Below are 24,761 nucleotides of genomic sequence, written 5' to 3' on the forward strand. Positions count from 1 at the left end.
GGCTGCCGCGCACGCCTCGGCGGGCGGCCGTGCCGCGGGCGAGGCGCTGCCGCTCGTCGTGTTCGACCGGCCGTGCCGGTTCTTCGGCGCCGCGACCGATGCGCTCGACCGCGCGGGCGTGCCGTGGCGCGTTGCATTCACCACGCCGAGTCTCGCCGGGTTATGGGCCGCGGCGGCGGCCGGCCTCGGGCTGACGGTGCGTTCGCATTACGGACTGCCCGCGTCGGTGCGCGTGCTCGATGCGGCTTCGCTCGGATTGCCTGCGTTGCCGAGCCTGCCGCTGATCCTGCTGCGGCGCACGTCGTCGGCGACGCCGACCGTCGACCGGCTCGCGTGGATCGTGACGCAAGCGGTGCGGGATGCGACGGAGGGGGCGGTGGCGGCGCTGGCGGCGTGACGAAACGTTCGATTGCCGCCGCGGGTTGCGGTTCGGCAATCCCTCTGCCGATTGGCCGAATGGATCGATCGGGTGAACCTGACTACAGTGATGATCACTTGAAACGGAGGTCGTCATGCAAAACGCGAATACGCCCGGCGCCGGTGCGGTCGATCCGGCCCAACGGGCAGATACCACGATCCGCGGCGACGGGGCGTCAGCCGGTCGACTCGTGTCTGCCAATCCGCCCGTTCGGTTCGGTGTCCTGCAAGGGCAGGCCCGGATCGCGGACGATTTCGATGCGCCGCTGCCCGATTACCTGCTGGATGCGTTCGAAGGGCGCTGATGCGGTTGTTGCTCGACACGCACGTCTTGTTGTGGATCGTGACCGATGACCCCAAGCTCAGCGCACGGGCGCGCCGACTGATTTCGGCCGCCGACGAGCGTTTCGTCAGCAGCGCGAGTATCTGGGAGGCCGCCATCAAGGCCGGCTTGGGGAAGCTCGATACCGACGTCGGCAAGCTGATCCGCGCGATCGGCTCGAGCGGGATTCACGAGCTACCGGTTCGGGCCGTGCATGGCGCGGCAGTGCGCGATTTGCCGCACCACCATCGCGGTCCGTTCGATCGCTTGCTGGCCGCGCAGGCACGGCTCGAGCCGCTTCAGCTCGTGACGGCCGATACCCGTCTTGCACGGTACGGCCTGTCTCTCGTTCTGACAGTTTGAAGCGATTTGTCGGCACGAAAGCCGTCGGTCGCCGGCGCCTCACGGGGCGTCGCGGGTCATGCCGCTGCGGCGTCCGGTGCGGTTTCGTCCAGTTCCGCGCAGAGCGCGGCCAGCCGCTCCCGCAACCCTTCGCTCGCCGGCACGAACGGCAGCCGCAACCCGTCCTCGCACCACCCTTGCGCGGCCAGCACGGCCTTCACCGGTGCCGGATTCGGCTCCGCGAACAGCGCCGCGACGAGCGGCTGCAACGCGACCGACAGGCGCCGCGCATCGGCGAGCCGGCCGTCGCGCAGCAGCGCATGGATGCGCACATGCCATTCGGGCAGCACGTGCGCGCTGCTCGCGATCGCGCCGTGCGCACCGGCGCACATCGCCGCGAAGTTCTGGTTGTCGTCGCCGGACAGGATCGCGAGCGGCGTGTCGTGCACGAGCCGGCTCATCCGGTCGAGCGTGCCGCCGCATTCCTTGATGCCCGCGACGCGCGGGTCGCGCGCAAGCGCCTGCAGCGTGTCCAGTTCGACGTTCACGCCGGTGCGGTACGGGATGTTGTAGACGAGCACCGGCAGGTCGGCCGCGTCGACGATCGCCTCGACGTGGCGGCGGATGCCGTCCTGCGTCGGCCGCACGTACACGGGCGGCGTGACGAGCAGCCCGTCCGGCCGCAACTCTGCGAGTTCGCGCGCACGCGCGGCCGCGAAATGCGTCGCGCTCGCGGTCAGCCCGACGACGATCGGCAGTCCGGGCGCCGCGTCGCGCAGCGTCGCGAACACGGCGTCCTGTTCGCGTGCGTCGAGCAGCACGCCTTCACCCGTCGTCGCGCCCGCGACGAAGCCCGCGATGCCCGCGCCCGCATAGTGGCGCGCGAGTCGCGCGAGCGCGGCATGGTCGACTGCGCCGTGGTGGAACGGCGTGATGATCGGCAGCCAGATACCTTCGAAACGTGTGTTCATGCAAAGCCTCATGGTGGAAACGGAGTGGGAAGGAACCGTTCCGCCGGCGGTGGGCCGGAGCGAGGCATGCGTGCAAGGAGAATGAAACGACCTGCGGGCATCCCGTCCGGCATTCGCCTGACGGGACGCGACGTCCCCGTCAGTCGAGGAGTCGTTTTTTCAGTTTCAGCCCGGCCGCGCGCGCACCTGCCGCGACGGCGGCGAGGATCGGAAGCGAGCGCAGGGCAGCGGACATGGAGGAACCGTGAATGGGCTGAGCGGCGATCTTAACACCGGATTCGATGCGCACGCGAGTGTCCGCCGCCGTTTAGCAGGAATCGAGATTTGCTTTCCACGACTGATTGGAAAGCGCGCCGCCCCCGGCCGCTAGAATGCCCGCTTACGTTTCGATGACAGCGCGTACGCGTGCCGTCACGCACATTCACCACCACTGGAAGCGGGGCATATCACGATGGCAAGCATGAAGGGGATCGGCCGCTGGCTGCACACGGGCGCGGCGGCGGCGCTGGTCGTGGCGGCGTCGGCCGCGCACGCGGACACGTCGATCCTGAACGTGTCGTACGACGTGACGCGCGAGCTGTACAAGGACATCAACACGGGCTTTGCCGCCGCGTACAAGCAGAAGACCGGCGAGACGGTCGCGATCAAGCAGTCGCACGGCGCGTCGAGCGCGCAGGCGCTGTCGGTGCTGCAGGGGCTGCAGGCCGACGTCGTGACGATGAACCAGCCGAACGACATCGACCTGCTCGCCGAGCGCGGCCAGTTGCTGCCGAAGGACTGGCGTGCGCGTTTCCCGGACAACAGCTCGCCGTACTCGACCACGATGGTGTTCCTGGTGCGCAAGGGCAACCCGAAGGCGATCAAGGACTGGAGCGATCTCGCGAAGCCGGGTGTCCAGGTGATCATCGCGAACCCGAAGACGTCGGGCAACGGTCGTTATGCGTATCTCGCCGCATGGGGCTTCCAGAAGCAGAAGGGCGCGACCGACCAACAGGCGATCGACTTCGAGAAGGCGATCTTCCGCAACGTGCCGGTGCTCGACTCCGGCGGCCGGGGCGCGACGACGACGTTCACGCAGCGCGGCATCGGCGACGTGCTGGTCACGTTCGAGAACGAGGTCGCGCTGATGGACACCGGTGCGTCGGGCGCGCAGTTCGACGCCGTGTATCCGTCGGCGAGCATCCTTGCGGAGCCGCCCGTCGCCGTCGTCGACAAGGTCGTCGACAAGAAGGGCACGCGCAAGGTCGCGCAGGCGTATCTCGACTACCTGTACACGCCGGAAGCGCAGGAGATCATCGCGCAGCACCATCTGCGCCCGCGCGACGCGAACGTGCTGAAGAAGCATGCTGCCGAGTTCAAGCCGCTGAAGACGTTCAGCGTCGAGCAGGTCTTCGGCAGCTGGGCGAACGCGCAGAAGACGCATTTCGCGGACGGCGGCACGTTCGACCAGGTGATCGTCGACCGGAAGTGAGCGCCGCGCACACCGCGCGCCTGTCCGCACGCTGACGACGCAGCCGGCCGCTTCCGCGGCCGGCTTTTTTGTGCCTGGCGGCCGGCGGCGCGGCGGACGCTCGTTCGAACCGGCACGCATACCCGGCCGCGGCCGCGCGTGCTACGCTCATCGCCTTCCTGCTTCCGGCGCCGCGCGATGAATGTCGATTCGTCCTCCCCAGCCTCCCGCGGCCGTGGCCGCAAGATCTGGTCGGGCACACGCCCGGTCATCGCGTACGGGATGCCGCCGCTCGGCTGGCGCGACCTCTATCACCGCGCGCTGACGGTGAGCTGGCCCGTTTTCTTCCTGTCGCTCGCCGTGCTGTTCCTGCTGCTCAACGGCGGCTTTGCAATGCTCTACCTGCTCGGCCATGCGTCGATCGCGAACCAGTCGCCGGCCGGGTTCGGCGGCGCGTTCTTCTTCAGCGTCGAGACGCTCGCGACCGTCGGCTACGGCGACATGCATCCGCAGACCGTCTATGCGCACCTGGTCGCGACGTTCGAGATCTTCATCGGGATGTCGGGCATCGCGCTGGCCACGGGGCTCGTGTTCGCGCGGTTTTCGCGACCGCAGGCGAAGATCCTGTTCGCGCGCTACGCGATCGTCCGGCCGCTGAACGGCAGGATGACGCTGATGGTGCGCGCCGCGAACGCGCGCCAGAACGTGATTGCCGAGGCGCAGGCGAAATTGCGGCTGATGCGGATCGAGGGCACGCACGAGGGCTACACGCTGCGCAAGATCCACGACCTGCCGCTCGTGCGCAGCGAGCACCCGATTTTCCTGCTCGGCTGGAACCTGATGCACGTGATCGACGAATCGAGCGCGCTGTTTGGCGAGACGCCCGAATCGCTCGCCGCGCGCGACGCGTCGTTGCTGATCACGATCGAAGGCTCGGACGAGACGACCGCGCAGGTGATGCAGGCGCGTCACACGTGGGTGCATGGTGAAATCCGCTGGCGTCACCGCTATGTCGACCTGATGCACGACGAAGACGGCATCACGCACATCGACTACACGCATTTTCATGAAGTCGTGCCGGTCGACACCGATACCGACGAGCGCGGCTCGCCGGGCGCGGTGGTCGATGCCGACGCAGCGGCGCCGGGCCCGGCTGCGTAGGTACGCCCGCGGGCGGCTGGCGGCACCGCCCGCGCGCTACGCGTCACGCATGCAGCAGGCGCGCCGCTTCGCGCTGTTCGATCGCGACCGCGCGGCGGAATGCGTCGCGGTCCTCGGCGCGCGCGACGTAGTCGCCGAGCACGCCTTCGTGCGGCAGCAGATGCGCGTCGAATGCGATCTTCAGCGTGCTGGCGAGCAGCAGGTCGGCCGCGGTGAAGCGGTCGCCGACGAGCCATGGATGATGGGCGAGCGTTTGCGCGAGTGCGCGTTGCACGCGCGTGATGTTGCCCCAGCCGAATGCGACCGGATTGCCCGACGCGCCGGTGAATTTTTCGGCCATCGCCGGTTCGAGGCAGGTCGGCGTGAAGAACATCCATTGGAGAAAGCGGCCGCGCAGCGGATCGTCGGGCGCGATGCCGAGCCCGGCACCCGGGCAGCGGTCGGCGAGATAGAGCAGCACGGCGCCCGATTCGGCGAACGGCACGCTGCCGTCGTCGAGCGCGGGCAGCTTGGCCATCGGGTTGACCTGCACGAACGCGTCGCTGCCCTGTTCATGCGAGCGCAGGTCGATCGGCACGAGTTCGTACACCACACCGAGCTCTTCGAGCATCCACAGCGCCCGGAATGCCCGGGTCTTCGGCCAGTAGTAGAGCTTCATCGTGCCTCCGTGATTGGGTGCAGCCGTCGGTCCGGTGGATGCTCAAGCGTACCCGAGCGCCGGAGGTTCGGACAGGGGCGCCCGGCCAGGGGCGCCCGGCGAGCGGCGACTATCTGCGAATGATGGCCGGACGCGTGGCGTTTCGAGTGGAAAACCGGGCAAAGCTCGATGCGACAAGGAAGTAAACTAATAACTAGTCGTATTCATACTAGTTGTAAACACGATGAAAAATTCCGGCGCAAGCCGGCGTCACTTGCCCGGCGTCGTGACGCCCGCAGTGCCCGTGCGCACGGCAAGACTCGCATCCGGCTGCATTCGCCGATACGACACGAAACAGGGAAATCATGGGAGACAACTCACGCATGGCAAACGACGATCGCACCACGATCATTCCGGGAAGAACGCCGGAGTCGGCGGCGATGGTGGCCGAGATCAAGCGGGCGATGGCGATCGCCGCGCGGATCAACCGCCTGACATTCGACGATGCCGCGGAAGTCCGCGCATTGTTCGGCGAACTGATCGGCACGCCGGTGGACGACGGCTTCGTGCTGATCCCGCCGTTCCATGCGACGGGCGGCACCGGCATGAAGCTCGGTCGCAACGTGTTCGTCAACCAGAACTGCACGTTCTACGATCTCGGCGGGCTCGCGATCGGCGACGATGTGATGATCGGGCCGAACGTCAGTCTCATCACGTCGGGCCATCCCGTCGAACCTTCGCGGCGGCGCGATTTCGTCGTCGCGAAGCCGATCGTGATCGAACGCAACGTATGGATCGGCGCCGGCGCGACGATCGTCGGCGGCGTGACGGTGGGCGAGAACTCGGTGGTCGCGGCCGGGGCCGTTGTCACGCGGGATGTTGTGCCGAATGTGCTGGTCGGCGGCAATCCGGCAGCGGTCATCCGGTCGATTGCCGAGTAACGCCGCGCGGGGCGCGAGCCGATTGGACGCAGCCGAGCCGGACGGATGTGGATAACCCACCCCGAGGCGACTCGAAACGCTGTGCATTTGAAGGGTGAGGGTGCCGCCGAGGACGACGGGGCAAGGCTTCCCGGCCATCGGCCGGTTTCCGCGCGCCGCCTCGCCGATGACGAATGAAGGACGCTTCGCACAGCCGGTTGTGGATATCACCACGGCAAACGACTCGACAGGCTGTGCAGATCATCGGTGAGGATGACCCGATGCGGCGGATCGCGGAATCCGGGGTGTGGATAACCGACCGCTCGCACGACGCGAAATGCTGTGAATTTCCAGGGTGAGCGAGCGTACCTGATCAAGTGCATTCCGTCCCGGCGACGATGTGGATATCCTGCCCGGAAACGACTCGTCGCGCTGTGCATTTCACAGGTGAGGACCGGCGAGTGTGTCGGGTTGCAGCGTCGCGATTGTGGATAACATACATCCGACAGGGATCGAAATGCTGTGCAATCCAACGGTGAGAGTGAGCGCGCGATGGAGATCGCGCACGCGCCACCTTGTGGATATTCCCCACCCGAAGACACTCGAAACGCTGTGAATTCCAAGGGTGAGGGTGAACACCCGATCGGACAGGTTGCGTCGCCGATTCCGATGAGCATCCCGGCGCGGGGCACTCGAAAGGCTGTGCATTCTAACGGTGAGCGTCCGAGTAGGCGAGCGTTGATCGTGCGCGGCTTCAGTGCGACGAGTCCGGATCATGCACATCGACCGACCGGAGCGCGCGGGCCAGTTGCATCGCGATCGCCGGGACGGACCGGGCGGTCGTGTCGACCGTGAGGTCGGCGCAGGCCTCGTAGAGCGCTTGTCGCTGCAGCAGCAGGCTTTGTAGCGTCGCGATCGGATCGTCGGTCTGCAATAGCGGGCGCGACGGGTCGTGCCGTGTCCTGGCGTGGATCTCTTCGACGGTTGCCGTCAGATGTACGACGGTGAAGCGGCGTTTCAGTGTCGAACGGGTGCGCGCGCACAGCACGGCGCCGCCGCCGGTCGACAGGACGACTTCGGGGCGGCGGGCGATTTCCTCGATGATGTTCGATTCCCGGTCACGAAAGACCCGCTCGCCGTCGCGCGCGAAGCATTCCCGGATCGGGTAGCCCAGCCGGGCTTCGAGCAATGCGTCGGCATCGACGAAGTCGATCGACAGGTGTTGCGCGAGGTGTCGCCCCACAGTCGTCTTGCCGGTGCCCATCAGTCCGACGAGACAGATCCGGCAACCGCTTTCGCGGATCGTCTCCGGACCGTCCAGATGGCTTGGCCCTGCGGTGTCCCTGGCGGACACGTCGTCGTGCTGTCGATGAGCGTGGGACATGTTCAGGCCCTGTCGAGTAATGCCGTGCGGCTCCGGGGCGTTGCGTCGACGACGGAGATCGCGCCTGCGTGGCAAGGTGCCGGATCGTCTGACGGACGCCAACTGGCGCACCGACAGACAGGCCGGTGGAATGGGCGGCAACGACTGCAGACTACAGACTGCCCTGATAAGCGAGCACGCTCGCCTTCAGATCGTCCGGCAGCAGGATCGACGCGTTGGTCGCATAGTCGAACGTGACGTGGGTTGACAGGCCGCGTGCGACAAGATGGTCCTCGTTGTCCCGGCGCGCCAGCAGATACTCGATGTCGAAACTCCGCGTACCGAACCGGATGACGCTGGCGCGCAGGTTCAGCACCTCGCCGAGCCGCACCTGATCGAGGTACTCGCATACCGTCTTCACGGTGATCTGCGAGATGCGTTCGCTGAACGGCGCGTCGAGCAATCCGTACATGAATTTCACGTACGCGTCTTGCAGGTACTGGTAATAGACCGCGTTGCTGACGTGCCCCATGTAGTCGATATCCGAATAGCGGACGATGATCTGCTGAGTGAAGTGACGTTTCGGCATGGTGATCGGGAGGCTCCTCTTGAAAGTGAAATGGCGCGTGCGTCACGCGTGCCGGAATACGGGGGGGCGCTTCGCGAGAAATGCGGCCATGCCTTCGCGCCTGTCCTCGAACGCAAAGGTCGCGTAGAACAGGCGTTTCTCGAGATCGAGCCCGGCGGACAAAGGCATCTCGGCGGTGCGATTGATGGCTTCCTTCAACAGGATCAGTGCCGGAAGCGAGTAGGCCGCAATCTCCTGGGCGTACGCGATCGCGTGCGTGACGACGTCGGCGTCGGCGACCACCTGCGTGACGAGGCCTGCGTCGTGCGCCTCTCGTGCGGTGACGACGCGGGCGCGGAGGCACCAGTCCATCGCGCGCATCCGGCCGATCCAGCGAGGCAGGCGTTGCGTGCCGCCGAGCCCGGGGATCGTGCCGAGCGCCAGTTCCGGCTGCCCGAAGCGGGCGGATTCGCCCGCGATGATTGCATCGCAGGCCTGCGCGAGTTCGCACCCGCCTCCGGTCGCATAGCCAGTCACCGCGGCGACGACGGGCTTGCGCACGCGCCCGACGCATTCCCAGGCTCCGGTGAGAAAGCGTTCGCGAATCACGTCCGACGCGCTGCGCTCGACCATGGCGGCGACGTCCGCGCCGGCCGCGAAGAACTTCGGATGCCCCGAAATGACGATCACGCTGACTTCGTCGTCGCCATCGAGGTGCGCCAGGTGGGCGGACAGCGCCGCCATCAGTTCAACATTGAGTACGTTCGCCTTCTTGGGCCGGTTGAGTTGCAGATGGGCAACCCGACCGATCCGTTCCGCGACGACGAGCATCTCCTCCATGTGGTGCATGTTCATCTCCGGTGTAGATGGATTGGGCTCAGTTCGCGAACGCGCTCAGCCCGGTGATCGCCTTGCCCAGCACGAGCGCGTGGATGTCGTGCGTGCCCTCGTATGTATTGACGACTTCGAGATTCAGCAGGTGGCGTATCACGCAGTACTCGTCGGAGATACCGTTGCCGCCGAGCATGTCGCGCGCAACACGGGCAATGTCCAGCGCCTTGCCGCACGAGTTGCGCTTCAGGATCGACGTCAGCTCGACGCTCGCGATGCCGTCGTCGGTCATTCGACCGAAGCGAAGGCAGCCGAGCATCCCGAGCGAGATTTCGGTCAGCATGTCGGCGAACTTCTTCTGGATCAGCTGGTTTGCGGCCAGGGGCCTGCCGAACTGATTGCGGGCGAGCGTGTAATCGCGAGCGGTTTCGTAGCAGGCGGCCGCGGCGCCGAGCGCGCCCCACGAGATCCCGTAGCGTGCGGAATTCAGGCAACTGAAGAGATCGGACAGGCGCTTCACGCCCGGCAACACCTGGGAATCCGGAATCATCACGTCGTCCAGCACGATTTTCCCCGTCGTCGACGCACGCAATGCCATCTTGCCCTCGATGACTGGCGTCGACAGTCCGGCGGCATTTCGTTCGACGATGAAGCCGAGCACGTTGCCGTCCTCCGCCTTCGCCCAGACGATCAGTACATCCGCGATGGGTGCGTTCGTGATCCAGTTCTTCTCGCCGTTCAGGCGATAGCCGCCGGGTACTTTGGTGGCACGTGTCTGCATCGCGGCGGGATCGGAGCCGAGGTTCGCTTCGGTCATGCCGAAGCAGCCCACCCATTCGCCGGACACGAGCTTCGGCAGGTAACGTTCCCGCTGTGCATCGGTACCGAAATGCAGGATGGGGAAGATGACGAGCGATGCCTGGATCGTCAGCAGCGAGCGGTAACCTGAATCCACGCGTTCGACTTCATGCGATGCGATGCCGTAGCAGACGGCGTTGCGCGCTTCGCCGCCGTACTGGTCAGGCACCATGCAGCCGAACAGGCCATGCGCGCCCATTTCCCGAAAGATCGCCCGATCCTCATGCTCGTACCGGAACGCGCTGCGCACGCGCGGCGCGAGTACGCTTGTCGCGAACGTGCGCACGCGTTCGCGGTACGCATTTTCATCGTCGGACAGTTCCCGGGTGATCTGCAGCGGATCGAGCGGGTCGAATTTCAGTTTTGCCTTGGTCGTCGTCATGTCGTGGAGCCTTGGGTGGAGAGGTGAATCGGGAGAGGAAAGGAAACGGTTGCAAACGAAAGGAGCGTCCGTGTCGGCTTGTCCGCTTTCCGGGGACTAGAGGCGCCGCCATAGCGACGTGCCTGCACGCGTATAGGTCGCAATGCGGCAATGCGTGACCACGTTCGCCAATGCGTCGAGCAACGCCTTGACGGTGTCGAGATCGACGCCGGTGTCGCGTGACGGCAGGGCGGGCGGTATGCGCAGGTCGACCAGATTGCGCAGGTCGAGCACGGCACCACCCAGCACATCGCGATGCGAGCCGATCGTTTCGGCTGCCAGCCGGGTATGCCGGAGCATGTGCATGCCGCTGGCGCCTTGCGAGCGCAGGTCGACCAGCAGGCGCCGGCCGTTGACCGGCAACGCCCCCTCGTCGAGGGTCGCGAGGCGTTTGGTCAGGCACTCGCCATCGGCGAGCGGCAGCGCCCAACCGAGGTCCTCCGGCGGGACGGACGGCCAGAGCGTGGCGATGACCGGTGTATCGGCCGGGATTCGCAGCGATGCGCCGCCGTCCCACAACCACCACGAGGACGGCATGCCGGCCCCGCGCATGCCGGTGTGCTCGACAGCCAGCGAGAAGCCCGTGCGACGAACCCGGCGTCCAAGCGTTCGTTCGACTGTCTCGGGCAAGGTGCGCCGGCAATCCGCTGCGAGAAACGGCACGATTTCCAGATCGTCCTCGTACGCGGAGCGCAGTGCGTTCAGGCACTTCATCGTGTCGCGACGCACGAGCGTGTGCGGCGTGCATCGAAGCAGCACGATCAGGCGGTCGTCAAGTGACGTGAAGATCCGTTTGACGCGGTGCATTGCATGGTCGGGTGGCCGAATCATTGCGCGCGCTCCTCGTCGGTGGCTCGGGGGAGCGAGACGGAGGGCACAGCACACATGGCCGAGCGTGCATACGCGCCGAGCACGGCAAGCGTCGACGCCCGGCGCGTCATTTCCGCCAGCGCCTCGGCAACCGGCGCCTCGTGAGGAAAGCCGGAAAGCTCGAGATAGAAGCAGTACGTCCACGCGCCGTTGCCGAGCGGGCGCGTCTCGAGGAACTCGATCGAGACGCCGTGGGTTTGCAGGGGGGCAAGCAAACCGGCGAGACTGCCTGCGCGATGTTCGATCTCGACGCGTATCAGCGTCTTGCCGCTGCTCGTCGCGATGCGCGGCACGTCGCCGACGATCAGGAATCGCGTGCGATTCGATGGCTGGTCCTGAATCGCGCGAGACAGCACCTTGATGCCGTAGAGCCGGCCGGCCCGCTCGCCGGCGAGTGCCGCGTGCGTGGTGCTTTCGCTCGCTGCCTTCGCGGCGGCGGCATTGCTCGATACGGCGCGCCGCTCGACGCTCGGCAAGTGGCGGTCGAGCCAGTTCCGGCATTGCGCGAGCGCCTGCGGATGACCGAGCACGCAGTCGACCGTGCCAAGGTCACTCGCATGCGACAGAAGGCAGTGCACGATCGGCAGGATCACTTCCCCGCTTGCGGGCAGCCCGGTGCGGGCGAGCAGATCGAGCGTGTCCGCGATGCAGCCGTGTGCGGAATTCTCGAACGGTACGACCGCGGCAGGGGCCGCGCCCGACGCGACTGCGTCGAATGCGTCGTCGAGCGTCGCGCAACCGATGCGCAGGGCGGCGTCGCCGAAAAACGAGATCACCGCATCCTCGCTATAGGTTCCGTTCGGGCCGAGGAAGGCAATCGGTGCGCCCTGCTGAAGGCTCCGCGACGCGGAGAAGATCTCTCTCCAGATCTGGTCGACTTGTGCAGGGCGTAGCGGCCCGGCGTTGAGCCGCTTGAGTTCGTCGAGAATCCCTTGCTCTCGAGACGGTTGGGGAATCGTCAGCCCCGCGCGCCGTTTCGACAAACCGATCTGCTGAGCGTGTTCGCTGCGGCGATTGAGCAGACGGAGCAATTCGTGATCGATCGCGTTGATCGACCGGCGGTGCCGATCGACCTCGCGTTCATGGGGCGCGCTCGGCGCCTGCGTGAGGTTGTCCATGGAGCCGAAAGTGAGTGAGTCGAGTTTCGCCATGCCGGGGTGCGTGCCCGATCCGACTGCCGGTCGAGGCAGGCGGTGGCGGCCGTCGGTCATGCGGTAGACGAAAGTGACGCCAGATCGGCGCGGGTACCGGCAACGAACTGCCGGCGAGCACGGACCGCGGCGGCGAGCCGCTCGAGCGTGGCGGTCGTGTCGCTCCAGCCGATGCACGCGTCGGTGATGCTCTGGCCATAGACGAGCGCCGTACCGGCGCCGAGTGGCTGGCTACCGGCGACGAGATTCGACTCGATCATGACGCCGGCGATGCTGGCGTCGCCGGTCACGATGCGCGCGGCAATCGATGCACATACAGGGAGCTGGTTCTCGTGCAACTTGCCGCTGTTGCCGTGGCTCGCATCGATGACGACACGTGGTGCGAGTCCGTTCGTGACGAGCAAATCGCAGGCTGCGGCCACGTTCTGCGCATCGTAGTTGGGCACCTTGCCGCCGCGAAGTACCAGATGACCATGGCCGTTTCCTTCCGTCGAGTACCGGACGAATCGGCCATCGCCGTCGACGCCGAGAAAGCGATGGCGGCTGCGAGCCGAGCGGATCGCGTCGATCGCGACCTTCAGGTTGCCGTCGGTGCCGTTCTTGAATCCGATCGGACACGCGAGCCCGGATGCCATTTCACGGTGGATCTGGGACTCCGTGGTGCGGGCGCCGATCGCGCCCCACGATACGAGGTCCGCGAGATAGTGCTGACTCAGGACGTCGACGAACTCGGTAGCGATCGGCACGCGCAGCGACGAGACGTCCAGCATCAACCGGCGCGCGATCCGCAGGCCGGCATCGACATCATGCGACTCGTCGAGGTGCGGATCGTTGATCAACCCTTTCCAGCCAAGACAGGTTCTCGGCTTCTCGAAATAGACGCGCATCACGATCTCCAGGTCGCGATGCAGCGTGCGCCGGACGTCGGACAGACGCGCCGCATAGTCGAGCGCCGCGGCCGGCTCGTGCACCGAGCAGGGGCCGACGATCACCAGAAGCCGATCGTCGCTGCCATCCAGGATGCGTCGGATCGCAGCTTGAGATTCGTCGACGAATCGCATCTCGTCGCGCTCGACCGGCAACTCGCGCCGCAGGTGTGCCGGTGCGGGGACCAAAACGGGAGGATTGCGTTGCTCGTTCATGATTTCCTCGCAAATCATTAGCACTGCAAAATTGAAAGTCGTTTTCAAGGTCAAGGCGGACGGGGCCGTGCTACGTCAAGTCGCGCAAGGCAAGGTGACGCATTTGAAAATTTTTCTGCCAGATTAAATCAGTGTGTTTGGTAATTCAGCGTAATTAATGGCGAGCCGATCCATCTCCGGCGATATTCGATGGAGTGTCATATGGAGTCGGAAAGCTTTTTGAATGCAATTAGTAAATAACTTTTGCATCAAAAACGGTTCTCCTCACCGTCCCGGGAATTTGCCGGGCAGCGGGAATCACTGAATTCCGATTGCGGGACCCGGAGCGGCGGACCGGCTCGCGTCATCCCGCCGCGGTGGCCCCGTCATAGTGGCCGACGCGTCCGGTACGCGAAGCGCAAGTCCGCGCGGGCGGCCTATCCGGTTGAAAAGATGCACAAATGCGATGAAATCGATTGCTTGGTTACGCGGATGAAATTATTCACGTGGCCCTCTCGATAATATTCTTCACGAATCGCTATCATTTGCGGCGTGTTGACAGAATTATGGAGTTCCCTGAGTATGTGTTGAATATCGAAATAATTATATCAATCACAACAAATATGGATGATTGACCATGACCACGCTCGATGTTGATGCTGTTCGTGTATTTCTATTGGTTGCGGAATTGGAGAGTTTTACGAAGGCGGCGGATTTTCTCGATACGACTCAGGGTGTGGTGAGCGTGAAATTGAAACGCCTGGAGGAACGCCTGGGCTATCGGTTGCTCGATCGCACGCCGCGCAGCGTAAGATTGTCGCGAGAAGGGGATGCATTCGTCGAGCCTGCGCGCGAATTCGTCGCCGCGCATGACCGTGCGTTGCGCGGACCGGCACTGCCTCCCGCACGTCTGGCGCTCGGCGTGAGCCACAATCTCGTCGGCACGGAATTAACGGCATTGCTGTCGTCTCTTCACGTGTTCGATCCCGCGCTGACGGTCGAAGTGCGTGTCGACAATTCCCGCCGGCTGCTCGCCGAACTCGACAGCCGGAATCTCGACGCCGCTATCGTACGGCGCGTCGAGGGGCGCGACGACGGCTGCGTGATCGCCAACGAGCAGATCGGCTGGTATGCGTCGCCGAACCTGCATTTCGAACCGGGGACGCCGCTACGTCTCGCGTCGTTGCCGGCCACGTGCAGGGTACGCATGATGGCCGCTCGGGCGCTCGACGACGCGGGCATTCCGTGGCTCGAGGTCTTCGTGGGCGGAGGCGTGAATGCGGTCGCGGCCGCCGTATCCGCCGGCGTGGCCGTCGCCGCGCTGGCCAGGCCCGTCGCGCCGGCAGGATCCGTCGAGGTCGGCCCCCGATTCGGGTTGCCGCCGCTACCCGGCTCGGATGTCGTCTTGCACAGCGGCTCGCTCGGCGAGCGTGCGAGACATGCGCTTCGCGCAATCGCTGCGTCGTATGGCAGCAAGGACCGCGTGACGGACGCGGCGTGATTGCCCTTGCAGGACTGCGTCGTGTGCGCTGCGACGCATCAGATGCCGCGTACGGCGCTCGTCGCCCGCTCGCGACGCCACACCATCCATACGCTGACCAGGAATCCTGCAACGAGCGGAACCAGCATCCATTCGAGGCCGATGCGCATCGCGTGCGCGTGGGCCACGGCACCACCACGCTCGCCGAGTGCGCCGAAGAAAGCACTGCCGATGGACGCGGCGGCGACCGCGGCGCCGATGTAGAGCATCGCGACTATCGCGCCCGCGGTCATGCCGGCATGGCGCGCGTCGACGTCCGCGAGCACGATCCGTTGCAGCGACGGCAGGGCCAATCCTTGCCCGGTTCCTGCAATCAGGAGACCGATGTAAAACGGCAGTTCAGGCGCGCCGTGTCCCAGTTGCGATGCGCACAGGCCGAAGCCACCGGCGAGGCAACCGAACCCGAGCGGCATCAGACCCTCTCCGATGCGGCGCGCGAGCCATGGTGTCGCGAGCGGTGCAAGCAGATAACCTGCGCCGTAGGGAGCGAGGCCGAGGCCCGATTGCAGCGGGGTCCAGCCGAGTCCTTCCTGCTGGTAGATGCCATAGGTCAGGAAGAACGCGGCGATGCTGTAGAACAGGAACGCAAGCAACAGGCCGATCGCCACGACCGGCTGGCTCAACACCGCGACGTCGACGAGCGGATCGCCGGACCGCCGCGCGATGCGGCGCTCGATCCGGATGAAGGCGACGAACGCGGGGACGCACAGGCCCAGACTCCAGAACGTCCACGCGGGCCAGTGCAATTCGCGGCCGACGGTCAGCGGATAGATGAGCAGCAGCAGCGCAATCGTCAGCGCGGTCATGCCCGGGATGTCGATGCGCGCGCCGCGCGCCGCGCGGCTCTCCGGCAGATACCGCCAGGTGCCGGCCAGGGCGAGCATGCCGATCGGCACGTTCACGAGAAATACGATGCGCCAGTCGAGCCCCCACGGACGCAGATCGATCAGCGCGCCGCCACCGATTTGCCCGGCCACCGATGCGAGCCCGAACACGAATCCGTAAATGCCCATCAGGCGCGCCTGCATGTGTGCGGGGAAGACGGTACGGATCGATGCGAGGACCTGCGGGGTGATCAGCGCTGCGCTGACGCCCTGTATGACCCGGCTCGCAACCAGCACCGTGCCGCTCGTCGCCATCCCGCACAGTGCCGATGCCAGGACGAAGGCTGCCATGCCGATCATGAAGATCCGCTTGCGTCCGTACAGGTCGCCGAGGCGCCCGCCGGTGATCAGGACGACCGCATACGCGAGCGCGTACGCGGAGACGGTGAACTGAATCTGCGCGTCGCTGGCTTTCAGGCCGACGTGGATCGACGGCAACGCCAGATTGACGATGAAGTAGTCCAGCGGTGGGAGGAACACGCCGGTGTAGAGCGACGCGAGCGCGAGGCGGCGGCGCAGGGGGGACGCTTCGATAGTCATGCGCGTAACAGGGAAAGAAATGACATGGCTTGCACGATAGCAACAGGTGGCACAATCAACTAAGCCCACTTTCGAAAACCGGATCAATCCACTTTCAAGCCATGAGCAAACGCACCACGCCACCCGTCTGGGGCGCCTTCGCGGTCGATCCTGCCGCTGCGCTGCCGCTCCAGGAGCAGATCGCCGGCCACCTTCGCGAGGCGGTGCTGCGCGGCCATCTGCGTCCCGGCGCACGTCTGCCGTCGACGCGATCGTTCGCGGCCGACCTGGGCGTGTCGAGGCAGACCGTCGTACTGGCGTACGACCGGCTCGTGGCGGAGGGTTATGCACACGGGCAGCGCGGCTCCGGCATCTATGTGCCGGACGTGTTGCCGGAGGACCTCTCGCTGCCCGCTGCCGCGGCACGGCCGTCCGTTGCCGCGGCGCACGGCGAAGCGTATTCGGCGCTGTCGGAGCGGGGGCGTCACCTCGTCAACCTGCCGGTTACGCCGGTGCCGCGCGAACCGGGCCTGCTCGCGCCCGGCACGCCGGCGTTCGATGCGTTTCCGTACGACACGTGGACGCGTCTTTCCGCCCGTTTCTGGCGCAGCCGGCCGGCTGCCGACCAGCTCGGCTATGCCGATCCGGCCGGATACCGCCCGCTGCGCGAAGCGATTGCCGAGCACCTGGGCGTCACACGCGGTCTGTCGTGCGATGCGGACGACGTCGTGATCACGTCGGGTTCCCAGCACGCGATTGAACTGGCGGCGCGCTTGCTGATCGACGCGGGTGCCGCAGTGTGGGTCGAAAACCCGGGGTTCGTCGCGGGACACAGCTCGGTTGAAAGTGCGGGCGCCCGTGTCGTGCCGGTGCCGGTCGATGCAGAGGGCCTCGATGTCGAGGCGGGTGTGCGGCTGGCTGCGGGCGCGCGGCTGGCGGTGATCACGCCGTCGCACCAATACCCGCTCGGCGTGACCATGAGCCTGCGGCGCCGGCTCGCGTTGCTGGACTGGGCCGAGCGCGCCGACGCCTGGATCGTCGAGGACGATTGCGACGGCGACTACCGATACGCCGGCCGGCCGCTGCACCCGTTGCGCGCGCTGGGCCGGCAGTCTGCCGCGAATCGCGTGATCTACGTCGGCACGTTTGCGAAAGTCCTCGCGCCCGGGTTGCGGATCGGCTTCCTGATCGCGCCACCGGGGCTCGCCGGAGCCTTCGCCCATGCCCGCGCGTTGGTCGACCGGCAATCGCCGACTCCGTTGCAGGTCACGCTCGCGGAATTCATCGGCGAAGGGCATTTCGCGACGCACCTGCGGCGTATGCGCATGCTTTACGGGGAGCGCCGGGATGCGCTGCTGGCGGCGCTCGAATGCCACTGCGCTGACGTACTCGACTGGGGGGCCGCGCCCGACGCCGGCCTGCATCTCGTCGCGAAGCTGCGTGGCGCGGCTACGCCGGACGCGGATCTCGCGGTGTGGGAGGCCGCGACGGCACTCGGGCTGCAGACTCCACCGCTGTCGCCGCACTACCGTGGCGGTGGCGAGGCCGGGCTCGTGATCGGTTTTGGCGCGACGCTGCCGGGCAATATGCGGGACGCCGTGTTGCGACTGCGGCGCGCCATCGCCACCTGACGGCGAGACGCCGGACAGCACCCCCCGGCATGCCGGGCAAGATTTTCCTCCTGATCGTCACTTCCCGTTGTGTTTTTTGCTCACGTTGGTGGCCGATCGCAAAGATCAGAAAAAAAAATCTTCCTTTGTCGCTGAAAAATAGCTGCATTGACCCGCCGCGACGCGGCCGCATTGCACCGGCTTCGCGATCGCGCCAGTGAGAGAACACAATCAGGAGACTTCCCCCATGACCGCCCGCTTGCCCGTCGATGGCACGCCCGCCCTGTCCGACTACCGCCTGACCGACAACCTGACCGCGACGCGCGGCCGGATCTTCCTGACCGGCACGCAGGCGCTGGTCCGCCTGCTGCTGATGCAGCGCACGGTCGACGCCGAACAGGGGCTCAACACGGCCGGCTTCGTCAGCGGCTATCGCGGTTCGCCGCTCGGCATGGTCGACCAGCAGCTGTGGAAGGCGAAGAAGCTGCTCGACGCCGGCGGCGTGCGTTTCCTGCCCGCGATCAACGAGGAACTCGGCGGCACGGCCGTGCTCGGCACGCAGCGCGTCGAGGCCGATCCCGAGCGCACGGTCGAGGGCGTGTATGCGATGTGGTACGGCAAGGGCCCGGGCGTCGATCGCGCGGGCGACGCGCTGAAGCACGGCAACGCGTACGGTTCGTCGCCGCATGGCGGCGTGCTGGTCGTCGCGGGCGACGACCACGGCTGCGTGTCGTCGTCGATGCCGCACCAGAGCGACTTCGCGATGATCGCGTGGCACATGCCGGTCGTGAACCCGGCGAACATCGCCGACATGCTCGAATTCGGCCTGTACGGCTGGGCGCTGTCGCGCTACTCGGGCGCGTGGGTCGGTTTCAAGGCGATCTCCGAAACGGTCGAGTCGGGCTCGACCGTCGACCTCGACGCGCTGCAGACGCACTGGCCGGCGCCTGAAGGCTTCACGCCGCCGGCGGGCGGCCTGCACAACCGCTGGCCGGACCTGCCGAGCCTGACGATCGAAGCGCGCCTCGCCGCGAAGCTCGACGCGGTGCGCCATTTCGCGCGCACCCACAGCATCGACAAGTGGATCGCACCGAGCGCGCAGGCGAACGTCGGCATCGTGACCTGCGGCAAGGCGCACCTCGACCTGATGGAAGCACTGCGCCGCCTCGACCTGACGGTGGCCGACCTCGACGCGGCCGGCGTGCGGATCTACAAGGTCGGCCTGTCGTATCCGCTCGAGATGACGCGCATCGAGACCTTCGTCGACGGGCTCGCCGAAGTGCTCGTGATCGAGGAGAAGGGCCCGGTCATCGAGCAGCAGATCAAGGACTATCTGTACAACCGCACCGAGGGCGCGCGCCCGCGCGTGCTCGGCAAGCACGATGCCGAAGGCGCCTGCCTGCTGTCCGAGCTCGGCGAGCTGCGCCCGTCGCGCATCCTGCCCGTGTTCGCCGAATGGCTCGCGCGCCACAAGCCGGCGCTCGACCGCCGCGAGCGCGTCGTCGATCTCGTCGCGCCGCAGATCCTGTCGAACGAGGCGGATGCCGTGAAGCGCACGCCGTACTTCTGCTCGGGCTGCCCGCACAACACGTCGACGAAGGTGCCGGAAGGCTCGATCGCGCAGGCCGGCATCGGCTGCCACTTCATGGCGTCATGGATGGAGCGCGACACGACGGGGCTGATCCAGATGGGCGGCGAGGGCGTCGACTGGGCCGCGCACGCGATGTTCACCAACACGAAGCACGTGTTCCAGAACCTCGGCGACGGCACCTACTTCCACTCGGGCATCCTCGCGATCCGCCAGGCGGTCGCCGCGAAAGCGAACATCACGTACAAGATCCTCTACAACGACGCGGTCGCGATGACGGGCGGCCAGCCGGTCGACGGCAGCATCTCGGTGCCGCAGATCGCGCGGCAGGTCGAGGCGGAAGGCGTGTCGCGCTTCGTTGTCGTGTCCGACGAACCGGAGAAGTACGACGGTCACCACGGGCTGTTCCCGAAAGGCACGACGTTCCATCACCGCAGCGAGCTCGACACGGTGCAGCGCGAGCTGCGCGAGACGCCGGGCGTCACCGTGCTGATCTACGACCAGACCTGCGCGGCCGAGAAACGCCGCCGCCGCAAGAAGGGCGAATTCCCCGACCCGGACAAGCGCCTGTTCATCAACGACGCGGTGTGCGAAGGCTGCGGCGACTGCGGCGTGCAGTCGAACTGCCTGTCGGTCGAGCCGCTCGAAACGCCGCTCGGCCGCAAGCGCCGCATCGACCAGTCGTCGTGCAACAAGGACTATTCGTGCGTGAACGGCTTCTGCCCGAGCTTCGTGACGGTCGAGGGCGCGGCGCTGAAGAAGGCCGCCGGTGCGGCATTCGACGAAGCCGCGCTCGCCGCGCGCGTCGATGCGCTGCCGGTGCCCGCGACGCATCTCGACGCGGCGCCGTTCGACATGCTCGTGACGGGCGTCGGCGGCACGGGCGTCGTGACGGTCGGCGCGCTGATCAGCATGGCCGCGCACCTCGAAGGCAAGAGCGCGTCGGTGCTCGACTTCATGGGCTTCGCGCAGAAGGGCGGCTCGGTGCTGTCGTTCGTGCGGATCGCGTCGAGCGACCGGTGGCTGAACCAGGTGCGCATCGACACGCAGCAGGCTGACGTGCTGCTCGCGTGCGACATGGTCGTCGGCGCGAGCGCCGAGGCGTTGCAGACGGTGCGTCATGAGCGTTCGCGGATCGTCGTCAACACGCACCGGATCCCGAATGCATCGTTCGTGCAGAACCCCGACGCGAACCTGCATGCGGACGCGCTGCTCGAGAAGATGCGTCACGCGGCCGGCGACGGCTACCTGTCGAGCTGCGACGCGCAGGCGCTCGCCGCGAAGTTCCTCGGCGACTCGATCGGCGCGAACATCCTGATGCTCGGTTATGCATGGCAGCTCGGCCTCGTGCCGGTGTCGCTCGCGGCGATGATGCGCGCGATCGAGCTGAACAACGTCGCGGTGCCGATGAACAAGCTCGCGTTCTCGATCGGCCGGATGGCGGCCGGCGATGCGGCGGGCCTCGATGCGTTGTGGAACGCGCGCCACACGGTGGCCGCGCATGCCGCGCCGGAGACGCTCGCCGAGCTGATCGCCGATCGCGAGGCGCGTCTCGAAGCGTACGGCGGCGCCCGTTATGTCGAGCGCTACCGTGCGCTCGTGAGCGCGGCGCGCGCGAAGAGCGACGACGCGCTCACGCGCGCGGTCGCGACGACGTTCTACCGGCTGCTCGCGGTGAAGGACGAATACGAGGTCGCGCGGCTGTACACGGACGACGCGTTCCGCACGGCGCTCGAAGCGCAGTTCGAAGGCGTGCCGGGGCAGGCCTATCGCGTGAAGTTCAACCTCGCGCCGCCGACGGTCGCGAAGGCCGGCAGCGACGGCAGCGTGCCGAAGAAGCGCGTGTTCGGCCAGTGGATGTGGCCGGTGTTCGGCGTGCTGGCGCGCGTGCGCAGCCTGCGCGGCACGTGGCTCGACCCGTTCGGTCGCACCGTCGAGCGCAGGATGGAACGCGCACTCGCCGACGACTACGAGACGACGCTCGCACGGGCGCTCGCCGCGATGACGGCCGGCAATGCGGCGCAGGTCGCGCAACTGGCCGACCTGCATGCCCGCGTGCGCGGCTTCGGTCACGTGAAGGTGCGCAACCTGGCCGGCGTGAAGCGCGCGGAGCGCGAGCTCGCACTGCAGCTCGGCATCGACGCGGCGACGAGCGCGGCCGTGCAGCACGCGCTCGACGAGATGAAGGGCGCGGGCATGCTGAAGGGGATTCCGGTCGTGGTCGCGAAGTAACGCGCACGCGGGCGGATGTGGGCGGATGTGAAAACGGCGACGCTGGTGCGTCGCCGTTTTTTCATGAGCGGCTGCTGCGTACCAGCAGCGGCGGCCGTCCGTCAGAGAATGCCTTTCTTGCGCGTCGACAGCGCCGTTTCAGACAGGTCGATCTCGCGCAGCAGTTTCGTCAGCGTCTCGTCGGAAATCTTGCTGTCGCTGCGCAGCCGGTACAGCGCGGTGCGTTCCGCGCGCACGGCCGCGATCCGCATCTGCAGTTCCATCGTTTCGGCCTGCTTTGCTTCGGCGCGCGGCGTGGGGCCGTCCTCGGCGAGCGTCGCGAGGCGGCGGCGGTACTGGTCCATCACGCGTGCGGAGATATCCGCGCAGCGCGCGGCGCCCGATTCGTCGAGATTGGCCGAGATCGCGTCGTGCGACGAGTCGATCGCGCGGATCGCGGCCTGCGCGGCGGCCGCGCGCGCGGCGCGTTCCTCGTCGCCGAGCGGGCTGCGCGACGAACGCACGCCGCGCAGCAGCAGCGGCAGGCCGATCACCGCGACGACGAGCGAGCCGAGGATCACCGCCGACGCGATGAAGACCGCGGTGTCGCGGCCCGGCAGCGGCACGCCGTCGGACAGCGCGACCGGAATCGACAGCACGCCGGCGAGCGTGACCGCGCCGCGCACGCCGCCGACCGTCATCACCGCGATCGTGCGGGTGCCGGCCATCGTGCCGGCGAGGCCCTGGCGCGCGGCGCGACGGCTCGCGAACCAGCGCAGCAGCCAGACCCACAGGAAGCGGATCGCGTACAGCGCGAGCATCATCGCGCAGACGTTGAAGATCATCCGGCCGACGAGCGCGTCGCTCGTGTGGTGCGCGTCGACGAGCGTGCGGCCGATGATGTGCGGCAGCTGCAGCCCGAGCATGATGAACACCATGCCGTTGAACACGAACTCGATCATCGCCCACGTGCTTTCGGCGCGCACGCGCGATGCAACGGTGCTTTTGCGCGAGAAGCTCGTGTAATTCATCATCATCCCGGCCGACACGGCCGCCAGCACGCCCGACAGCTCGAGGTGCTCGGCGAACAGGTAGGCCGCGAACGGCACGAGCAGCGTCATCACGATGCCGGGGGCCGGATCGCCTTCCTGCTCGGCGTTCAGGAAGCGCGTCGACAGCGCGCTGAACGCCCACGACACGATCGCGCCCGTCGCGAGCCCGCCGGCCGCGACGATCACGAACGTGACCGACGCGTCGCGCAGCGAGAACATGCCCGTCAGCGCGGCCGCGATCGCGAATTTCAGCGCGACGAGGCCCGACGCGTCGTTCATCAGCGCCTCGCCTTCGAGGATGTGCATCAGCTGCGGCGGAATCCGGCCCTTTCCTGCGATGCCCGACAGCGCGACCGCGTCGGTGGGCGACAGCACGGCCGCGAGCGCGAACGCGATCGGCAGCGGCAACTCGGGTATCAGCCAGTGCGCGAAGTAGCCCACTGCGAGTACCGTCATGAACACGAGCCCGAATGCGAGCATCAGGATCGCGCGGCGCTGCAGGTACAGCTCGCGCTTCGGAATCCGCCAGCCGTCCGCGAACAGCAGCGGCGGAATGAACAGCAGCATGAAGATTTCGGGATCGAACGTGACGTGCAGGTTCAGCTTCGGCCACGCGAGCATCGCGCCGAAGGCGATCTGCATCAGCGGCAACGGCAGCTGGAACGGCAGGATGCGCGTGACGGCGCCGGACAGCGCGACGGTCAGCAGCAGGATCAGGACGGTGAAGACGATTTCCATCGATACGGCGAATACGGGGAATGAAACGATCGTACGGAGTGTAGCGTGACAGCGTGACGGGTGCGTTCGAGCGGCCGGTGCGTGCGCACGAAACTGGTGCGTCGCGCGTGTGCCACGGTGGTGCGGCGGCCCGGTGAGCCCGCGCGGCGCATGGGTTCTACGCGCCTTGCACGGAGCTTGCTTGATGCTGGTCAACCGTCCGGCTTCGACCGGGCAACCGAGGGTCCAACCATGACATTGCACGCGCCGTTCGCCTTGCCGGGCGCCGCGTTCGAAGGCATTACCAGGAGGAAGGCATGACGATCGTGCAACAGGAGCGTCCGGCCGCTGCATCGCCGTACCGGTTCGAGCGGGAGGTGAGTTCCGGCCTCGAACGTCTGGCGACGCAGCACCGCGACCTGACGCTCACGACCGTGTTCCAGCCGATTTTCAGCCTGTCGCACCAGCGTGCGGTGGGCTACGAGGCGCTGCTGCGCGCGCACGATGCGCTCGACCGCGCGGTGTCGCCGCTCGACGTGTTCGGCGAAGCCGCGCGCCAGGGCGAACTGCTGCAGCTCGACCGGCTCGCGCAGGCGCTGCATCTCGAGAACTTCGCGCTGCTCGGCGCCGAGCGCGAGTGGCTGTTCCTCAACGTGCATCCGGGGGTGCTCACCGACCCGTTCCAGGCGGCCGCGCTGCTCGCGAACCTGAAGCGGCTCGGCATGCCGCCGCGCCGCATCGTGCTCGAAGTGCTCGAGCAGCGCGCGGAGGACGTCGAGCGGCTGGCCGAGGCCGTGCGCGAATTCCGCACGCACGGTTTCCTGATTGCGCTCGACGATTTCGGCGCGGGCCACTCGAATCTCGAGCGGATCTGGCAACTGAACCCGGACATCGTGAAGCTCGACCGGATCATGCTGTCGCACGCGGCGCACCGCACCGGGCTCACCGCGATCCTGCACGGGCTCGTGACGCTGCTGCACGAGGCCGGCAAGCTGGTGCTCGTCGAGGGGATCGAGACCGAGCACGAGGCGCAGATCGCGCTGTCGTGCGAGGCTGATTTCGTGCAGGGCTACTACTTCGGCCGGCCGGCGCCGGGGCTGCCCGACAGCGCGGCCGCGACGGGCTGCATCGGCGAGCTGACCGAGCGTTTTCGCCAGCAGACCGAGGCGCGCGAGCGGCGCGATGCGCAGCGGCTCGCGCCGTACCTGCGCGCGTTCGAACGCGCGGCCGAGCGCCT

At 66.8% G+C, this 24,761-nt stretch carries 22 protein-coding genes; 10 read left to right on the forward strand and 12 right to left on the reverse strand.

Annotated features, from left to right (window positions below):
- The 3 genes from DPV74_RS23435 to DPV74_RS23445 all read left to right on the forward strand — a co-directional run.
- The coding region (locus tag DPV74_RS23435; protein ID WP_240440012.1) for a LysR substrate-binding domain-containing protein at positions 1 to 397 on the forward strand (397 nt) is incomplete at its 5' end.
- 115 nt (positions 398 to 512) lie between these two features.
- Positions 513 to 722, forward strand: coding sequence for a hypothetical protein (locus DPV74_RS23440; protein WP_027788979.1), 210 nt, complete (start codon positions 513 to 515; stop codon positions 720 to 722).
- Positions 722 to 1,102 (forward strand): type II toxin-antitoxin system VapC family toxin, encoded by a 381-nt coding sequence (locus DPV74_RS23445; RefSeq protein WP_119338034.1) that lies wholly within the window; start codon positions 722 to 724, stop codon positions 1,100 to 1,102. The genes DPV74_RS23440 and DPV74_RS23445 overlap by 1 nt, the downstream gene beginning before the upstream one ends.
- 56 nt (positions 1,103 to 1,158) lie before the next feature.
- Here the strand turns inward: DPV74_RS23445 and dapA are convergent, their stop codons facing one another.
- Together dapA and DPV74_RS23455 are read right to left on the reverse strand one after the other, a co-directional pair.
- Positions 1,159 to 2,052: a 4-hydroxy-tetrahydrodipicolinate synthase gene (gene dapA / locus DPV74_RS23450; protein WP_119338035.1), complete on the reverse strand. Its 894-nt coding sequence runs from the start codon at positions 2,050 to 2,052 to the stop codon at positions 1,159 to 1,161.
- A gap of 139 nt (positions 2,053 to 2,191) precedes the next feature.
- Positions 2,192 to 2,341: a hypothetical protein gene (locus DPV74_RS23455; protein WP_193107521.1), complete on the reverse strand. Its 150-nt coding sequence runs from the start codon at positions 2,339 to 2,341 to the stop codon at positions 2,192 to 2,194.
- A 162-nt stretch (positions 2,342 to 2,503) separates the two neighbouring features.
- Between DPV74_RS23455 and DPV74_RS23460 the strand changes: the two genes are divergently transcribed.
- The gene (locus DPV74_RS23460) at positions 2,504 to 3,523 is read left to right on the forward strand and encodes a sulfate ABC transporter substrate-binding protein (RefSeq protein WP_048026803.1); all 1,020 of its coding nucleotides are present in this window, start codon (positions 2,504 to 2,506) and stop codon (positions 3,521 to 3,523) included.
- A gap of 177 nt (positions 3,524 to 3,700) precedes the next feature.
- The gene (locus DPV74_RS23465; protein WP_027788982.1) at positions 3,701 to 4,663 is read left to right on the forward strand and encodes an ion channel; all 963 of its coding nucleotides are present in this window, start codon (positions 3,701 to 3,703) and stop codon (positions 4,661 to 4,663) included.
- Positions 4,664 to 4,706: 43 nt separating this feature from the next.
- On the opposite strand, the gene DPV74_RS23470 is transcribed toward DPV74_RS23465, so the two are convergent.
- The gene (locus tag DPV74_RS23470) at positions 4,707 to 5,321 is read right to left on the reverse strand and encodes a glutathione S-transferase family protein (RefSeq protein ID WP_060082766.1); all 615 of its coding nucleotides are present in this window, start codon (positions 5,319 to 5,321) and stop codon (positions 4,707 to 4,709) included.
- A gap of 362 nt (positions 5,322 to 5,683) precedes the next feature.
- Between DPV74_RS23470 and DPV74_RS23475 the strand changes: the two genes are divergently transcribed.
- On the forward strand, positions 5,684 to 6,241 hold the full coding sequence (locus DPV74_RS23475) for a sugar O-acetyltransferase (protein ID WP_119338036.1): 558 nt from the start codon (positions 5,684 to 5,686) through the stop codon (positions 6,239 to 6,241).
- Positions 6,242 to 6,974: 733 nt separating this feature from the next.
- Here the strand turns inward: DPV74_RS23475 and DPV74_RS23480 are convergent.
- The 7 genes from DPV74_RS23480 to DPV74_RS23510 form a co-directional block, all read right to left on the reverse strand.
- Entirely contained in the window at positions 6,975 to 7,604 is a 630-nt protein-coding gene (locus DPV74_RS23480) for a shikimate kinase (protein WP_081073690.1), read from the reverse strand.
- A gap of 151 nt (positions 7,605 to 7,755) precedes the next feature.
- On the reverse strand, positions 7,756 to 8,172 hold the full coding sequence (locus tag DPV74_RS23485; protein ID WP_081073691.1) for a thioesterase family protein: 417 nt from the start codon (positions 8,170 to 8,172) through the stop codon (positions 7,756 to 7,758).
- Between the two features lie 42 nt (positions 8,173 to 8,214).
- Positions 8,215 to 8,991, reverse strand: a complete 777-nt coding sequence (locus tag DPV74_RS23490; protein WP_060062593.1) for an enoyl-CoA hydratase-related protein — start codon at positions 8,989 to 8,991, stop codon at positions 8,215 to 8,217.
- Positions 8,992 to 9,028: 37 nt separating this feature from the next.
- Positions 9,029 to 10,222, reverse strand: a complete 1,194-nt coding sequence (locus tag DPV74_RS23495; protein WP_060082769.1) for an acyl-CoA dehydrogenase family protein — start codon at positions 10,220 to 10,222, stop codon at positions 9,029 to 9,031.
- A 96-nt stretch (positions 10,223 to 10,318) separates the two neighbouring features.
- A complete protein-coding gene (locus DPV74_RS23500) occupies positions 10,319 to 10,975 on the reverse strand; it encodes a hypothetical protein (protein WP_124840632.1) in 657 nt (218 codons plus the stop codon).
- A 113-nt stretch (positions 10,976 to 11,088) separates the two neighbouring features.
- Positions 11,089 to 12,282 (reverse strand): prephenate dehydratase, encoded by a 1,194-nt coding sequence (pheA, locus tag DPV74_RS23505; protein WP_162923112.1) that lies wholly within the window; start codon positions 12,280 to 12,282, stop codon positions 11,089 to 11,091.
- 56 nt (positions 12,283 to 12,338) lie between these two features.
- The gene (locus DPV74_RS23510) at positions 12,339 to 13,424 is read right to left on the reverse strand and encodes a 3-deoxy-7-phosphoheptulonate synthase (RefSeq protein WP_205571935.1); all 1,086 of its coding nucleotides are present in this window, start codon (positions 13,422 to 13,424) and stop codon (positions 12,339 to 12,341) included.
- Between the two features lie 616 nt (positions 13,425 to 14,040).
- Here DPV74_RS23510 and DPV74_RS23515 point away from each other — a divergent pair.
- On the forward strand, positions 14,041 to 14,904 hold the full coding sequence (locus tag DPV74_RS23515; protein WP_060062543.1) for a LysR family transcriptional regulator: 864 nt from the start codon (positions 14,041 to 14,043) through the stop codon (positions 14,902 to 14,904).
- A 38-nt stretch (positions 14,905 to 14,942) separates the two neighbouring features.
- On the opposite strand, the gene DPV74_RS23520 is transcribed toward DPV74_RS23515, so the two are convergent.
- Positions 14,943 to 16,367, reverse strand: coding sequence for an MFS transporter (locus DPV74_RS23520; RefSeq protein WP_060356936.1), 1,425 nt, complete (start codon positions 16,365 to 16,367; stop codon positions 14,943 to 14,945).
- Between the two features lie 29 nt (positions 16,368 to 16,396).
- On the opposite strand from DPV74_RS23520, the gene DPV74_RS23525 reads away from it, so the two are divergent.
- A complete protein-coding gene (locus tag DPV74_RS23525; protein ID WP_205571936.1) occupies positions 16,397 to 17,977 on the forward strand; it encodes a PLP-dependent aminotransferase family protein in 1,581 nt (526 codons plus the stop codon).
- 226 nt (positions 17,978 to 18,203) lie between these two features.
- Complete coding sequence (locus tag DPV74_RS23530; protein ID WP_119338038.1) at positions 18,204 to 21,776, forward strand: indolepyruvate ferredoxin oxidoreductase family protein; 3,573 nt, start codon at positions 18,204 to 18,206, stop codon at positions 21,774 to 21,776.
- A 101-nt stretch (positions 21,777 to 21,877) separates the two neighbouring features.
- Here DPV74_RS23530 and DPV74_RS23535 read toward each other — a convergent pair whose 3' ends face one another.
- Entirely contained in the window at positions 21,878 to 23,545 is a 1,668-nt protein-coding gene (locus DPV74_RS23535; RefSeq protein WP_119338039.1) for a Na+/H+ antiporter, read from the reverse strand.
- Between the two features lie 296 nt (positions 23,546 to 23,841).
- Here DPV74_RS23535 and DPV74_RS23540 point away from each other — a divergent pair.
- The coding region (locus tag DPV74_RS23540) for an EAL domain-containing protein (RefSeq protein WP_162923113.1) at positions 23,842 to 24,761 on the forward strand (920 nt) is incomplete at its 3' end.

It is taken from the genome of Burkholderia sp. HAN2018, assembly GCF_024704855.1.
Taxonomy (GTDB): Bacteria; Pseudomonadota; Gammaproteobacteria; order Burkholderiales; family Burkholderiaceae; genus Burkholderia; species Burkholderia cepacia.